This window comes from Rhodobacter sp. SY28-1 (genome assembly GCF_005222785.1).
GTDB lineage: Bacteria > Pseudomonadota > Alphaproteobacteria > Rhodobacterales > Rhodobacteraceae > Tabrizicola.
Map to the genome: position 1 here is coordinate 857,633 of NZ_STGH01000003.1, position 14,301 is coordinate 871,933.

The window sequence follows — 14,301 nt, forward strand, 5'->3', positions numbered from 1 at the left end:
ATGTGCTCGCGGTGATTTGAAGGTCAGCGATGGCTCATGCACTGGAAGCGCAGCCGTGCAAAGAACCAGTCTCGACCAGTTCAGGGGGACCGGAATGGCCTCAAGATCCCCTTTAACTGTCCAGATGGCGCGCGAGTGCTTCGGCGAAGCGACGCGCATCTCGGCTCGTCGCGGTGCCGAAGCCGATGACAAGGCCCTGTTCTGGTCTGTCCAGGAAATAGTCCGAGAGCGACGACACCGCGAAACCATCCGCATTCAGACTTTCTCGCAAGGGGCCGTCATCGGCGACCTCCGGCAGGAGTGCGGTCAACTGGAGTCCGCCATCTGGACGAGACAGCTTGATCCGGTCCCCGAGGGCTCCCGTCAGCGCCGAGACGACGATCCCGAGCCTGTCGTGATAGGCCGACGAAATTGCGCCGATGTGCGCGCGATAGGCACCCTGCGCCATGAACTCGGCCAGCGCGGCCTGTGCATGGACATTTGCCGCAAGACCCAGCCGACGCTGGACCGCACGAATTGCGCTTGCGCTCCCTTGGGGCGCGACGATCCAACCGATGCGCAGACCGGGCAAAAGGCTCTTCGCGGCGCTGCCGAGGTACACGACATGGCCGGCATCGGGCAGCGCGGCAAGCGCCGCAATGCCCCGGCCTTCCCACAGGAACTCGCTGTCGTAATCGTCCTCGACAACGATCGAATCTGCGCCTCGCGCGGCTTCCAGCACCGCAAGCCGACGGCTCACCGGCATCCTGACACCGGTCGGATATTGGGTAGAAGGGGTGACATAGACCAGCCGTGCATTGCTGAAGTCTGCTAGCGCCGGATTGGCACCCTGAGCATCCACCGGCAAAGCCATGCAGTTAAGCCCCGCTGCCTGAAACGTTGCCCTGGCGCTGATGTATCCCGGGCTTTCGATCAACGCGCTGTCGCCCGGGTCCGCGAAGGTGGCAGCAGCGATCATCAGGCTCGCCTGTGTTCCCGGGGTTACGACGATGTCGTCCGGCGTGAAGACAAGACCGCGATGACGGTGAAGTTGGTCCGCCAGAACTTTCCGAAGCTCGGGCAGTCCTTCGAAATGAGCGTAACCCTCGGCGCCATCCTGCCTGTGGCGTGCAGCCCGGCGTAGGACGCCACCCCAAGCATCGGCGGGAAACAGGGCGGGATCGGGAGACCCAGGGGCGAGGCGGCCTTCGGAGAGCCCACGGCGACGGGGCACCATGGCCGCCAATGCGCGTTCCGACAGGCGGATGGGATCAGCCACACCGCCCGGTTTGCCCAGATCCAGCGTTGCCACCCGGGGCTGTGCACCTGGCCGCACCTCGATCATGCCTTCGGCCACCAGCAGATCATAGGCCGCATTCACCGTGTTGCGCCCAACGCCAAGCAGCGCTGCGGCGGCTCGGGACGAGGGCAAGGCTTCGCCTGCGATCAGCCGTCGGTCTAGCACAGCACTGCGAATGCCACGGTAGAGTTGCACAACCAGAGTGTCGGGTCCCTCCGGCTTCAGCCTGACGAGGCTCGAAAAGATTGCTGGTTCCATGAAACGCCTTCTGACTGGCTCCTCCATGGAGCCGGATCATGGGGCAAAAGGCACCCGTCCGAAAGATGGAGAAGTGCCATGACCGACCATCCCCGCTTCAACCGGGCCCGAAATCCGAAACGAGCGCTTTATGACGAGGCGACCGTCAACGCGATTCTGGACTCCGGCTTGGTCGGGCATGTGGGCTTCATCGCCGAGGAGCGACCGATGGTCATGCCCATGGCCTATGCCCGGGGGCCAGGCTGCATATGGCTGCATGGCGCGTCGAAGGCGCGGATCGTCAAGCTGGCGGATGAGGCGGCCCTGACCATGACCGTCACCCTGGTGGATGGCATCGTTGCGGCGCGGTCGGGCTTCAATCACTCGGTCAACTACCGCTCGGCGGTGGTGCATGGCAAGGGCCGAGCCGTGACGGAGCCGGAGGAGTTCGAGGCAGCGCTGAAGGCGATCACCGAGCATCTTCTGCCGGGACGTTACGCCGAGATCCGCCCCATGACCGCCCAGGAACGCAAGGCCACCGGCGTCATCGCCCTGACCATCGAGGCCGCATCCGCCAAGGTCCGCAGTGGGCCGCCCGTGGATGACGCCAGCGACTATACACTCGGGCTCTGGGGCGGCGTGTTGCCGGTCGTGACCGCACTGGGCCGCGGGATACCCGATGGGCACACGCCGCAAGGTGCGTCCGAGCCGCTGTCGCTGGCTCGAGCTCGCGCCCGCTTTTCCAACTGATTACATTCGCAAGGAAATCAGAAATGACCTCTCTCACAAGAACTCGCCTCCGCGTGCCCTTGGCCTTTCCTCTTCTCGACCGTCTGGCCGATTGGGCGACAAGGCGTTCGACCGTGGCTGCTATCGACCATCTGGACGATCGGCGGCGCATCGATATTGGTCTGCCGCCGCACGGCGATAGCCCGCTCCAACCCAGTGACGTTGCCGCGCGGATCGCGATGATGGCATGGCGGTGATCACAAGTCAGGCAGCACAACATATGACCCGCGCTCTTCTCTCGGCGACCGCGATGGCGGTTGCCCTTAATCTTCTGCCAATCCAGCTTCTCGCGGATGAGACACGCATGACCCCGTATACCGACCCACAAGGCCGTTTCTCCCTGATCAAGCCAGAGGGCTGGCAGACATACGCCGCCGGGCCTCTGGTTGCACTGACCAGTCCCGAGGGTGACATTGCCCTCTGGTTTGGAATGTCCGACGCCAAGCAAGCGACCGACGCAGTGACCTCCGCCTGGTGGGCCGCTGGTGAGGTCGCGCCTGACCCGCAGACCATCGTGCCGGCGCCCACGCGAGAGGGTTTCGACAAGGCAACCGCTTTCGTATATCCGCCTGCAGACGGCCAGTTCCGGCAGGCCGTGGTGGAAGAATTGGATGGCCAGCTCTTCGTCACACTGCTCCGTGGCTCCCTTGCCGCGCTGGAACGCCGTGGAGCCCAGGTCAACATCGCCGTAACGGGTTTCCAGCCGACTGACGCGGCAGGCATTGACCTGACGGGCGTTGTGCCAAGCCAGTTGGATGCCGCCGACTTGGCGGCGCTTGGCAGCTACGTCGAAGAGAACCGGGTTCTCTTCGATGTCCCCGGCGCGGTTGTGGCCGTGGTGCAGGATGGCGAAGTGCTGCTGGTGCAGGGTTTCGGCCTTCGGTCGGCCGGCGGCACTGAACTTGTGACCCCTGACACCCGCATGATGATCGGCTCGGTCGGCAAGTCCATGACGACGCTCCTGATGGCAGGGCTGGTCGAGGAAGGTCTGCTGGACTGGAACCAGCCGGTGCAGGACATCCTGCCCGACTTTGCCGTGGCCGATCCCGAGCTCTCGAAGACGATCACCGTCGAGAACCTCGTCTGCGCCTGTTCGGGAGTGCCACGCCGTGACATGGAGTTCCTGTTCAATGCACGCGAACTGGATGCCGAGGCGGTGATCGCCTCCCTGGCCAGCTTCGAATTCTTCACGGCCTTCGGAGAAGCCTTCCAGTATTCAAACCAGCTGGTTGCGACCGGCGGTTGGGTTGCAGCGGCGGCAGCGGGGTCTCGTTGGGGCGATCTCGACGACGGGTATGCAACGGCACTGGCCAAGCGTGTGTTCGAACCTTTGGGCATGACGCGCTCGACTCTGGACTTCGACGAGGTGCAGGCCGACGGCGACTACGCAGTGCCCCATGCGCCGCATGGCTCTGGCCAGCGGCGCGGACTCAAAGTCCAGACCGAGGCTGCATTGCTGCCAGTTGCTCCTGCGGGCGCGCACTGGTCCACGGGCGCAGACATGGCACGTTACCTGCAAGCGCTCCTTGCGGTTGGCACTGCTGACGGACTGATCGCACCGGAAAGCTTCGCTCATCTGACTACGCCGCAGGTTCCGGTCAGCGCCTCGATGTCCTATGGGCTGGGCTGGTTCGTCGAGACTTGGCGCGGCCAGCGGCTGATCCACCACGGCGGGAACACCTTTGGTTTCACCAGCGAACTGGCATTCCTGCCCGAAGCCGGCGCCGGGATCGTCATCTTGACCAATGCCGGGCGCGCCAACGACTTCGTGCGGGCAGTTCGGACACGGTTCCTCGAAATCCTATTCGAGCAACCCCAAAGCCATCACGATGGTGCCCTGATCGCGCGGACCGAGGCCACCCGCCAGGCGAACGAACTTGCCGGGGCTGCCCCGATCCCGTCCGGGTCGGCGCATGCAGCCGAGGGTCGCTACCACTCGCCGGTCCTCGGAGAGGTGTCGCTTGTGCGTGAACGCGGACGCCTAGTCCTCGACATCGGAGAGTTTTCCGGCGAGCTCAGGATTGATCCGCGCCAGCCGGGTCGCTGGGTCATCTGGGAGGGACCGCTCTTCACCTACCCGATCGCATACGAGTCCGAGACCTGCGTGCTTACCTTCGGAGAGGGTGCAACCGCCTACGACTTCGTGCCGTTGGAGTGACCGTGCCAGCCCTGAAAGGAACGCCCATCTCGCGCTGCTTATCTGTCGGTCCTCTCGCGCTTCTCTTCGCCGCGCTTGTTACGGGTTCGCGGCTCAGCGATCGTTCAGCAGGACTGACCGGTCCTTTTCCTATGCAGGTTGGATCAACGGACACAGTGTAGCGCAATGCGGGCATAAATTTGCTTGCGTCAAGCTCACTCAATGCGAGTGACCTTAGGCAAATAGGTATCGGGGCCGCATTCCTAGGTGTTCCCGAAAAATCGGGGAACGGCAGACATTTCGCCCATCACCGTTTCAGGGCTGTTCCAGAAGCTTCCTCAGCGGTCGCACCCGGTCCGGTGTCATCTTGGGGTCAGAGCCGCAGGAGTTGAAGCGGATGAACTCGATCCAAGTCTGCTCGTCATGTGTCCGGTGGTCCCACGATCCCGCTGCTGGGGCCGTGGGCAGTCTGAAGCTAGGTGCTTCGCCCTCGGAGCTCATTTCCCGAAGATACCGCGCAGCGCTGCACATGACCTGGTGGTGATCGGTGGAACGCTGTTGTCGTGAGACTGTTTTGCTGTAGCGATCTGTCGGAGACATCAGGTCCACTCCCGCTCCCTGCGCGACCCTCGTTCGCAAAGCTGTTCTCAGCCCGATTTCGCATAGCGGATAGCCAAGCAGCCAGGGCGGAAACACCCTTCAGTCAGTCGTGTCCGAACATCGGGCGCGAGCCGCGTCAGCCCAGAAATCAAGGAGACCACATCTTGCGCACCCTGTTTGCCATCTCTGCTGCCGCACTCCTGTCGGCGGCCCTGCCCGCCACCGCCAAGATCGTTGCCGAACCGGCGATGGCGTCGCATTGCGCCGAAGCTGCCGCCACGGAACTGGGCGTGATGATGAATGATGTGCTGACCCTTCCGGTCGAACGGTCAGGGGGAAAATACCATGTCTACGGCCAGTATCCGGCCTCGGGATCGGACGTCACCTCGTTCGAGTGCCAGTATGATAGCAAAAGGTCCTACCTTGGTCTCAACATGAAGGGTCACCACGGCCACCACACCGAGGCGGCGAGTTCGGCGCCCCGAACGGCTCAGCGAGCCTGCACCGACATGATGGGCGTCCCGGTCAAGGTAGAGAAGGTCTCGAAGCTGCGGCCGGGGTTCCATGAGATCATCATGAAGGAAACGAATAGCGCGCGCCGGGTTGCCTGCACCGTTTCGGACAAAGGGTCGATCGTGGACTGGGTAGAGATGAACTGACCTGACCCTGGCTTGTGAACCGTAACGAGTGCCTCGCTCTGTGCCAGCCGTGACCTCTTCGGCGGGCACGGGGCGAGTTTAGCTGCTTTGCTCATGACAGGACTGACCCCATGACCCCAGACCAGATCATCGCTGTCGTGACTGCGTTGCTATCGGGCGAGCCTGACCTGTCCGCCTTTCCGATGCTCCGGTCCGGTGGAGCCGATCCTCGCTATCCGCTCGCGCTCGATGCCTGTCCACCGAACGCCGTTCCTCCGACCGAGGTCGAGGGCCGCACAGTCATCTGCGGCCGGGTAAACGTGCCCGAGGACCATGCAAAGCCCGACGGCACGCGCATCGACCTTGCCTTTGCGGTGCTCAAGGCTCGGACGCTCAGCCCGGTGCCCGACCCGGTGATCTACTTGCATGGCGGTCCGGGCGGCGGTGCGATCATGGGGCTTGCCGGCATCGTGCATCCCCAGTTCGACGGCTACCGGACTCGCCGCGACGTGGTGACCTTCGACCAGCGGGCGGCGGGGATTTCCTCGGACATGGTGACCTGCTTCGACACACTGGGCGGCAACATCTTCGAGCTGCTCGTTCCGACGGCGGCGGCCGACGACATGCAGGTCGAGTTCTTCAAGGATTGCGTGGCCGAGCTGGCCGCTAAGGGCAACGACCTTACCGCCTACAACACCTACCAGAACGCACAGGATGTCCGGGCGCTGATGCTGGCCCTGGGTTACACTGACTACAACATCTACGGCGTCTCCTACGGCACGACCTTGGGGCTGGAGGTGATGCGGTCCGCGCCGGAAGGAGTGCGTTCGGTCGTGCTGGACAGTGTCAGCCCACCGCAAGCGAAGGTCTATGACGAGAACATCAAGCCCGAGGTCGAGTCCATCCAAGCCGTCCTCGACCAGTGCGCAGCAGATGCGGCCTGCGCGAAAGCTTATCCTGACCTGGAAGCGGTGCTGTTCCGGGTGGCCGAACAGCTAGAGAAGGCGCCGATCCCGGCTGCGCGCGGCAAGCCAGAGGTGACGATCCAGTCGCTGATCGACCTTTTCGCCAAGCGCAACCAGTTCGGCCGCCTGCCGAATGCAACCCAGCTGATCCCGCTGATCCTGACCGAATGGGACCGGGGCGAGACGACAACCTGGGATCTCCTGATCTCGGGCGCGACAAACGCGCAGCCGAGCACGGCCCAGAGGGTGAACCCCTTTGCCGCCCGACTGACCCCGGATCAGCAGACCCTTGCCGGAATGTTGTTCGAGATGGCCGCGAACGAGACGCGGGAAGATCAAGCACAGGCTGCCGCGGTACAGGCGCTGGCCGCGTCGCTGAAGGCGCGGGCGACCGGCGCAAGCGACCTTTCGGGTCGGCTGGGCGGTATGATGCAGGCGGCGATCGTCGGCACCCGGTCGAAAGACGACATGCTGGCCTTCCTGAAGGCGGTCGCTGCTTTGGTCCCGACTGCACCATCGCGGCAGGCGTTGCGCGACCTGATCATCACGCATGTTCCCAGCGCGGACCAGCCGCACATCCTGGCCGTGCTGGATGTGATGACCGAAGCCGACGTGACCGCGTTTTTCGCTGATGTGTCCGGCCAGGCAAGGGGCGCGTTCGGCAACATGGTGGGCGCGATCGACCTGTTCGTCGTAGCCTGTCAGGAATCCTTGCCGTTCAATTCGCGCGCAGGCTTCGAGAGCTTCAATGCCTCGGTGAAATTTCCGTTTCTGAAACGCAACACCGGCTCTCAGGCGCAGATGTTCGACCTGTGCGAATTGTTCACGCCCGTTCCGCGCGAGGGCCAACACGAGCCGGTGAAAAGCGCAATCCCGGCGCTGATCCTTTATGGCCTGAACGACACGCAGACATCCTCGGCCGATGCGCTGGACACGGCGGCCAACTTGGGCAATGCGCGGGCCCTTGGTTTCCCGGAGGCAGGCCACGGCGCGCTGATCTTTTCGCAATGCGCCAAGGACATCGGCATGGCATTCATCGAACAACCCGGCGCTGACCTTGCTATCGGCTGCATCGAAAGCCTGAAACCACAGTGGGTCTTGCCCCCGGGCTAGGAGACCCGGCGCCGCAGCAGCGTTTCGCTGGGCTTCTCGCCAAACGCTCGGGCATAGGCCTGCGAAAAGCGACCGAGGTGGAACAACCCGCTATCCATCGCAACGGTGGTGACTTGCGCGTTGCCATCGGCGGCCAGCAGCCGGGCCCGTGCCTTTTCCAGCCGGATCCGGTTCAGCACGTCACGGGGGCTGAGGCCGCCATAGACTTCGGCAAAAGCCAGTTGCAGGCTGCGCAAGCTGACCCCGAGCACCTGAGCTATTTCCTGCATGGACAGTGGTTCATCGCTGTTTGCATGCATGATCTCCTCGGCTTGCCGCACCCGATGAAAAGCCGGAAAGACGCGCCGCCATGACTGCTGCTCGATGATCTTGCCCATCATTTCGCAAAGCACATCTTCGACGAGAAGCTTGATTGCACGAACCATCCGCGGAGGTGGCGTCTCGGACGGGCGCAGCATCAGGTCATCGGCAAGCTGTGGCAGCACGCGCGAAAGCGCATGACCGACCTCTCCCGTCAAAGCTGTTCCGTCCACAGAAAGGACCTTGTCCGGCGTCGTTTCCATGGATTGAGCGAGGGCGTTCATCAGGGTTACCGGCACCTGTAGTGTAGCGCCATTGCGCAGCCCGCCCTTGCCAGTCCGTATTCGAGACTGTCGCTCGCCCGGGCGGTAGGCCAGCAAGCTTCCCTGAGACATTCCGTAGTCTAATCCGGCAATCTGAACATCATACCGGCCGACCCGCTGAAAGACGAAGGTAAAATTGTCGTCGTCGCGCCACTTTGCCTGGTATCCGGTCGACGATACACGGCTGATGAGGGCATGGTCCGGTTCAAATCTGAACGCCTCATAAAAGACATGCCCTTCAGGATCGTCAAACGTCACAGCAAAGCTGGTTGGGTCAGGCCCTGAATTTGCGCGCGCGCTTTTTGAAGTGCCGGATAGCAGCATCTTCTCATAGAACGCGGCTGATGATCCCATTTACGGACTCTTCCTGATGTTCATTTCCTCCGATCCATACAAGGATACACTGATAAGCTATGTCCGTAGGCCTTACTGATACAGTGGTCAAAGTCTAAACTTCTACCGCACCATTTTTCGCAAATCGGATAGCCGAGCTGCACTGTTTCGGGCCTTCTTTGGAGCCAGGGCGATGCAACAAAGAGTTAAAGTGTCGATGAGCCACCCAAGCTGGGCGTGTAGCTAGTGTGGCTTCGCGTAGTGGCAAGGGGTGCTCGTTGAACGCCAACTTGGCGCAATGCCGCTTTTGTGTAGTCGCAACGTCCTGGATCATAACTCAACAGGAAAGCTGCCAAGCATGAAATCTCCCTTCGTCCTCGTTGCCACATTCGCACTCCTGGGCCTTTCGGCATGCGTCGAGACGACCCCGATGGAGCCCGTCGCCGTGACCGGCGGAAACCTGACTGGCACGACGGCCACGAATTGCCGCGCCGCCATCGCGCGCGAGATGAACCGCAACATCAGCGACGTGGCAATCTTCGACGTCGTGGAATCCGAGGCCGGGAATGTCGCGCAGGCGTCTGTTGCGGGCGCAGAGGCCCCCTGGATCTGCCGCACCGACCGCAACGGTCGCGTGTCCCAGGTCATGTATTCCGGTCAGGGCTGAACCTGACGGTCGGCGCGGGAGGGAATTCCCGCGCCGCCGCACCATCAGTCCGAACGTGCGGTCCTTTGGCTTGACCCAAGCGCCTTGACCAGCGCGTCGATGTCGCGAAGCCGGATGTCGCGCTGCAGGTAGGGAATCTCGATCCCCGCCTTTTGCAGACCCGCGTGGATGGCAAACAAGAGGTCTGACCGGATGACGGCGGATTGCGCCTCTTCTACGACAAAGCAGGTCAGCTGAAACTCCAGCGCGCTGTCGCCAAGGTTGGCGAACAGGACCGACGGCGCGGGGTCGCGCAGGACCAGCGGATGTGCTCGGGCAAGGTCCAGGATGATGTCGCGGGCGCGGTGGACGTCGCTGCCATAGGCCAGACCGATGGGCAGGATCAGCCGCCCTGTCGAGGTCGTCAGCGTGAGGTTGGTGACGGTGCCGGAGACAAGGTCCAGGTTCGGCACGATGACGTCATGGCGGTCGGCGGTCTCGATCCTGGTTGAGCGGACGGCGATCTTACGGACGATGCCGGTCTTGCCCGAAACCTCGATGAGGTCGCCTTCCTTGATCGGACGTTCGACGAGGAGGATGATGCCAGAGACGAAGTTCGACACGATGTTCTGCAGGCCAAGCCCGATGCCAACCGACAGCGCGCCGATCACCACGGCAAGGTTCGACAGGTTCAACCCCGCCGCCGAGACCGCGACCAGTGCCGAGATCACGATCCCCAGGTAGCCTACGCCCTTGTTCAGCGCGGCCTGAGCGCCCGCATCCAGACGGGTGCGGGGCAGGATGGTCAGACGAAGCACCCGCTGCAGCCAGCGCGTGATCAGGACGCCCGCAAGCAGGACAAGGACCAGCACCAGCAGGCCGTCCAGTGAAAGCCGCATGTCGCCCACGACGACACCTTCGGTCAGACTGCGCCAGACCTCAGCCACGTCCTCGGGCCGACTGCCCCAGATGACAGCCAGGATCGGCGACAGGGCCAGCGCCAGCACGATCACCACGCCTATGGGAATGAGGGAGCCGGACAGCGCCTGGTCATCGGTCCCGTGCGAGGTCAGTGCGGCAATCAGCCGAAGGATTGCGCGGTGCAGAAAGATCGCCAATCCGAGGAGGGCCAGCGTCATCAGCACCGGCACAAGGACCGCACGCGCCAGGTTCACAAAGCCCAGAACCGCCAGCCCCGCGGCCAGCAGCGCCAGGACCTGCACCGCATAGGCGACGAAGCGCGTCAGGCCCGCATCGGTCGCATGGGCCTGGGTCGCCGCCTTCTCCTCCCGCAAGGCAAGCATGACCTTCGCCATGTGCCACAAAAGCCAGGCGGACAGCCCCACGACCGGCAGGGAGAGGACGGCGGTCGTCGTCTCGCTCATCCAGGCTTGGCGCGACAGGCGTTCTGCGATCAGCTCCAGCGCGATGGCAAGACCGAGAAGCCGGGTCAAGGTCGCCGCGCGGCGCGACATTCCGGGGCCAGAGACCGGGGTGGCGGCGAACAGCGTGACGGACAGCCAGTTGGCAAGGATCAGGATGGCTGCGACCCAGATGAGGGTGGACAGAAGGCCCGTCGACTGCAGGGATGCCGGATAGAGCACAGGCAGGATCAGGATCAGGGCAAAGACGCCCAGGGCGGGCAAGGCCAGAAGCACCAGATTCGCCCCGGCCAGAAGCAGCAAGCGCTGCCACGTCGACCGGGCCGCGTTCGCCGCCGCAAGCATGCGCCGGGATAGCCAGGGCTGCGCGATGGCCAGAAGGAACAGGCCCACGACCAGCAGCACCGCCGCAATCGGCAGGGCAGAGATCAGGTCAGCCCGCTCCTCCGGCTGGCCGAAGCTCCGGCGCAATCCGTCCTGCGCAGTGGCCGCCACACTCGAGATGTCGCCCGCTGCGATGGCAAGGCTGGAGGGGGACAGCGGCATGGGATACTGCCGCAGCAACTCGCGCGTTCCCGTGGCGGTGATCCGGGCGTCGAGCTCCTGCAGAATGACCTCGGCCCGGGTCAGGGCTTCGCGGGCGGCAAGGGCCGGGGCATTGGTGATGGCGATGGCTTCCAGCAACTGGCGCCGCCGGTCCGCCGTGGCGGCAGCTTCGCTGACGCCCTCGGCCGGAGGGGGTCCGAGCGCGTCAAGCTGGGCCTGCAGCGCGCGCGCCTCCAGCGTGTCAGAGGCGTTGAAGTCACGCAGATCGTCGCGCAGGGCAGCCACGCTCGCCCGCTGCGCCTCCAGCGTGGTGGCGTCCGGGGAGGCATCGGCGTCAAGCAGGAACTCAGCCGCGCCCAGCACCGCATCAATCCGAGCAGAATCGAAACCCGGCGCAGTTTGCGCCCCTGCCACACCGGTAAACCAGACGACGACCAGGACCAGGGTCAGGCCACTGAAGAGCCGGAGAAGACGCGTCATTCTGGTCCCGGAACCCCGTGCTTTCTGAACTGCGGCAAAGGTGCGGAAAGCTGGCCTTGCGCGCTATCCGAAAGGCGAACTGGCAGCCATGCCCAGCCTGTTCAGAAGGCATTTCGCAATGCGGATAGTGCAGCGGGGAAAGTGGTGGACGATGCACCTGTGTCCAACGGCCCAAGGCCCCGGATCCTCTGAACGGAGACTGCTCGATGCCACCCTTCCGCTTTCCCCTCCTGACCGCAGCCTTCCTTGCCGCCGCCGTCTGCCTGACAGGGACCGGCCCCGCCGCAGCCCAGGACCGGACCGAGCGGGTCAGTTTCGCGGCCGGAGCGACGGGCACGGTCCTGCGCGACCGGATCGTCGGCTCTCGGGGGGTGAACTACGTCCTCGGCGCCTCGGCCGGGCAGCGTATGACCGTGGCGATGACCACCGACAACGCCAGCGCCTATTTCAACATTCGCCGCAGCGGGTCGGACACGGCGATCTACAACGGGTCGATCAACGGCAACATCACCACGGTTACCTTGCCCTCGGGCGGGGACTGGGTGGTGCAGGTCTACCTGATGCGCAATGCCGCGCGGCGGGGCGAGGCGGCAAACTACCGACTGTCGATCAGCATCGAGGGCCGGGGGGCAGCCACCCAGCCGCCCGCCGGAGGTGGGGACGCGGCGGCCAGCGGTCCCGACTGGTGGGCCGTGACCGGCGTCGGGGCGAATGATGCGCTGAATGTGCGGCAAGGTCCTTCCGTGAATGACCGGGTGATAGCGCGCGTCGCCAACGGAACTGTCCTGCGCAACGGCGGTTGCGTGGGCGAGGGACGGACGCGCTGGTGCAAAGTCTCGGCCGCGGATGGCAGCTTCACCGGCTGGGCCTCAGGTCGTTTTCTGCGCGAATCCGGCGCCCCCGCCGCTGGGGGCGGCGTCGTCCAGGCGCTTTTGTCCGAAACCTGCCGCGCCGCGGTGGCCGAGGACTTCGATCTGCCGATCCGGTCGCTGACCGCCTATCCCGCCCAGCCCGCCGGACGCGGGTTCGAGGTCTTCGTGCAAAGCAACGTGACAACGCAGGAGTTCAATTGCCGGTTCAATGCGCGGGGGCGTCTTCTCGGCATCGATTGAAGGCTTTCGTGTTGCGGATAGTGGGCACGCGCGGGCGCCAATACGGTTTCCGCAGTTTCCCGGGCGCGTCGGCGCCCGGGACCCGAAACCCCAAACAGGAGGATTGTCCGATGATCAGACTGTCGCTCACCATGCTCGGAACCGCGGCCCTGTGCCTCCAGCTTGGCATGGCTCCGGCCAAGGCCGAGATGAGCCATGACGAGAAGGTAGCAGCGGCGGCGGCACTTCTGGGCATCGCGACCTTGCTGCACAACAAGCACCACTACAAAGACGGGTATTCCCCGGCGGCAGCTGAACACGCAGGCGATTTCGAGACCTGCTATCGCGACGGTTTGCATGGCTATGCCTACACCGAAAGCACCCGCGACTGTGCAGAAGGCTGGCAGGCCGGCAATGCGGAACGTGAAAAGGCCCGGGCGCACCGTCAGAACACCTCGGCCGAACAGAAGGCCCCGCCGATGGCGGTAAAGGGTTGCGCCAACCTGATGGCCACGAACTTCGCGGTCGGGACCCATGCGGTGCATATCATCAAGGCCCGCTCACCCCGCAAACATGAATGGGAGATCGAAGCCAGCGTCGGTCACGAGCACCTGGTCTGTGTGATGCGCGATACCGGCGAAGTCATCTCGGCGCGCGGCGGCAGGCTGTAGGGCCTCACAGTCATCTTCACGAGCGGGGCCTGCGCTGCCTGCGGGACCACTGGGAGAATTTGGATCACAGGGAGTCATCATGATCCGGCAACTTTCGGCTGAAGCCTTCGGCACTTTCTGGCTGGTCCTTGGGGGCTGCGGCAGCGCCGTCCTGGCTGCGGCCTTCCCCGAAGTCGGCATCGGCCTCATGGGCGTGTCGTTGGCTTTCGGCCTGACCGTCCTGACCATGGCCTATGCCGTGGGCGGCATCTCAGGCGGGCATTTCAACCCGGCGGTCAGCCTTGGCCTGGCGCTGGCCGGGCGGTTCGAGATGCGCAACCTCGTTCCATACTGGGTCGCGCAATTGGCAGGCGCCATTGCGGCGGCGGCCGTGCTTTATGTCATCGTCGCAGGCAAGGCGGACTTTGCAGGCGTGGGTGGCTTTGCCTCGAACGGCTACGGAGCAGCCTCGCCGGGCGGGTTCGGGATTACCTCGGCCTTGGTGACCGAAGTGGTGATGACGGCCTTCTTCCTGATCGTGATCCTTGGCGCCACGTCCAAAGCGGCCCCAGCGGGGTTCGCCCCCATCGCCATCGGGCTTTGCCTGACGCTGATCCACCTCGTCTCGATCCCGGTCACCAACACCTCGGTCAATCCGGCACGGTCGACCGGAGTGGCGCTGTTCGCCGACGGCGCGGCCCTAGCGCAGCTCTGGCTGTTCTGGGTCGCCCCGCTGGCTGGTGCCGCGATCGGCGCGGTGATCTGGCGGGCGCTGCTGGCCGACGATTGAAC

The 14,301-nt window shown here is 64.1% G+C and carries 12 protein-coding genes; 9 read left to right on the top strand and 3 right to left on the bottom strand.

The annotated features are described in order from the left end of the window. Positions 1-112 precede the first annotated feature (112 nt). Positions 113-1,537, bottom strand: a complete 1,425-nt coding sequence (locus E8M84_RS18365; RefSeq protein ID WP_170971992.1) for a PLP-dependent aminotransferase family protein — start codon at positions 1,535-1,537, stop codon at positions 113-115. A gap of 78 nt (positions 1,538-1,615) precedes the next feature. On the opposite strand from E8M84_RS18365, the gene E8M84_RS18370 reads away from it, so the two are divergent. The 5 genes from E8M84_RS18370 (at position 1,616) to E8M84_RS18390 (ending at position 7,758) form a co-directional block, all read left to right on the top strand. Beyond that, entirely contained in the window at positions 1,616-2,266 is a 651-nt protein-coding gene (locus E8M84_RS18370) for a pyridoxamine 5'-phosphate oxidase family protein (protein WP_137112631.1), read from the top strand. Between the two features lie 23 nt (positions 2,267-2,289). Continuing rightward, complete coding sequence (locus E8M84_RS18375) at positions 2,290-2,502, top strand: DUF1127 domain-containing protein (protein WP_137112632.1); 213 nt, start codon at positions 2,290-2,292, stop codon at positions 2,500-2,502. A gap of 107 nt (positions 2,503-2,609) precedes the next feature. Beyond that, positions 2,610-4,463, top strand: coding sequence for a serine hydrolase (locus E8M84_RS18380; RefSeq protein ID WP_170971993.1), 1,854 nt, complete (start codon positions 2,610-2,612; stop codon positions 4,461-4,463). A gap of 743 nt (positions 4,464-5,206) precedes the next feature. After that, positions 5,207-5,701 carry a hypothetical protein gene (locus E8M84_RS18385; RefSeq protein WP_137112634.1) on the top strand — a complete coding sequence of 165 codons (495 nt, stop codon included), beginning with the start codon at positions 5,207-5,209 and terminating at the stop codon, positions 5,699-5,701. Positions 5,702-5,811: 110 nt separating this feature from the next. Continuing rightward, on the top strand, positions 5,812-7,758 hold the full coding sequence (locus tag E8M84_RS18390) for an alpha/beta fold hydrolase (protein WP_137112635.1): 1,947 nt from the start codon (positions 5,812-5,814) through the stop codon (positions 7,756-7,758). Here the strand turns inward: E8M84_RS18390 and E8M84_RS18395 are convergent. Next, positions 7,755-8,735 (bottom strand): helix-turn-helix domain-containing protein, encoded by a 981-nt coding sequence (locus E8M84_RS18395; RefSeq protein WP_137112636.1) that lies wholly within the window; start codon positions 8,733-8,735, stop codon positions 7,755-7,757. The genes E8M84_RS18390 and E8M84_RS18395 overlap by 4 nt on opposite strands. Positions 8,736-9,072: 337 nt before the next feature. Between E8M84_RS18395 and E8M84_RS18400 the strand changes: the two genes are divergently transcribed. Then, a complete protein-coding gene (locus E8M84_RS18400) occupies positions 9,073-9,381 on the top strand; it encodes a hypothetical protein (protein WP_137112637.1) in 309 nt (102 codons plus the stop codon). Positions 9,382-9,425: 44 nt separating this feature from the next. Here the strand turns inward: E8M84_RS18400 and E8M84_RS18405 are convergent, their stop codons facing one another. After that, positions 9,426-11,768 carry a mechanosensitive ion channel domain-containing protein gene (locus E8M84_RS18405; protein ID WP_137112638.1) on the bottom strand — a complete coding sequence of 781 codons (2,343 nt, stop codon included), beginning with the start codon at positions 11,766-11,768 and terminating at the stop codon, positions 9,426-9,428. A gap of 206 nt (positions 11,769-11,974) precedes the next feature. On the opposite strand from E8M84_RS18405, the gene E8M84_RS21725 reads away from it, so the two are divergent. The 3 genes from E8M84_RS21725 to aqpZ all read left to right on the top strand — a co-directional run bounded on the left by E8M84_RS21725 (position 11,975) and on the right by aqpZ (position 14,299). Then, the gene (locus E8M84_RS21725) at positions 11,975-12,880 is read left to right on the top strand and encodes an SH3 domain-containing protein (RefSeq protein WP_240790446.1); all 906 of its coding nucleotides are present in this window, start codon (positions 11,975-11,977) and stop codon (positions 12,878-12,880) included. A gap of 110 nt (positions 12,881-12,990) precedes the next feature. Further along, entirely contained in the window at positions 12,991-13,530 is a 540-nt protein-coding gene (locus E8M84_RS18415; protein WP_205914636.1) for a hypothetical protein, read from the top strand. 79 nt (positions 13,531-13,609) lie between these two features. Then, positions 13,610-14,299 (top strand): aquaporin Z, encoded by a 690-nt coding sequence (gene aqpZ, locus E8M84_RS18420; protein ID WP_137112639.1) that lies wholly within the window; start codon positions 13,610-13,612, stop codon positions 14,297-14,299. Positions 14,300-14,301 lie beyond the last annotated feature (2 nt).

What these genes read in the sequence shown, in the direction of transcription:
- E8M84_RS18390 (WP_137112635.1), top strand. Translation starts at nt 5,812, where the DNA reads ATGACCCCAGACCAGATCATCGCTGTCGTGACTGCGTTGCTATCGGGC.
- E8M84_RS18365 (WP_170971992.1), bottom strand. Translation starts at nt 1,537, where the DNA reads ATGGAACCAGCAATCTTTTCGAGCCTCGTCAGGCTGAAGCCGGAGGGA.
- E8M84_RS18405 (WP_137112638.1), bottom strand. Translation starts at nt 11,768, where the DNA reads ATGACGCGTCTTCTCCGGCTCTTCAGTGGCCTGACCCTGGTCCTGGTC.
- E8M84_RS18380 (WP_170971993.1), top strand. Translation starts at nt 2,610, where the DNA reads ATGACCCCGTATACCGACCCACAAGGCCGTTTCTCCCTGATCAAGCCA.
- E8M84_RS18375 (WP_137112632.1), top strand. Translation starts at nt 2,290, where the DNA reads ATGACCTCTCTCACAAGAACTCGCCTCCGCGTGCCCTTGGCCTTTCCT.
- E8M84_RS18400 (WP_137112637.1), top strand. Translation starts at nt 9,073, where the DNA reads ATGAAATCTCCCTTCGTCCTCGTTGCCACATTCGCACTCCTGGGCCTT.
- E8M84_RS18395 (WP_137112636.1), bottom strand. Translation starts at nt 8,735, where the DNA reads ATGGGATCATCAGCCGCGTTCTATGAGAAGATGCTGCTATCCGGCACT.
- aqpZ (WP_137112639.1), top strand. Translation starts at nt 13,610, where the DNA reads ATGATCCGGCAACTTTCGGCTGAAGCCTTCGGCACTTTCTGGCTGGTC.
- E8M84_RS21725 (WP_240790446.1), top strand. Translation starts at nt 11,975, where the DNA reads ATGCCACCCTTCCGCTTTCCCCTCCTGACCGCAGCCTTCCTTGCCGCC.
- E8M84_RS18415 (WP_205914636.1), top strand. Translation starts at nt 12,991, where the DNA reads ATGATCAGACTGTCGCTCACCATGCTCGGAACCGCGGCCCTGTGCCTC.
- E8M84_RS18370 (WP_137112631.1), top strand. Translation starts at nt 1,616, where the DNA reads ATGACCGACCATCCCCGCTTCAACCGGGCCCGAAATCCGAAACGAGCG.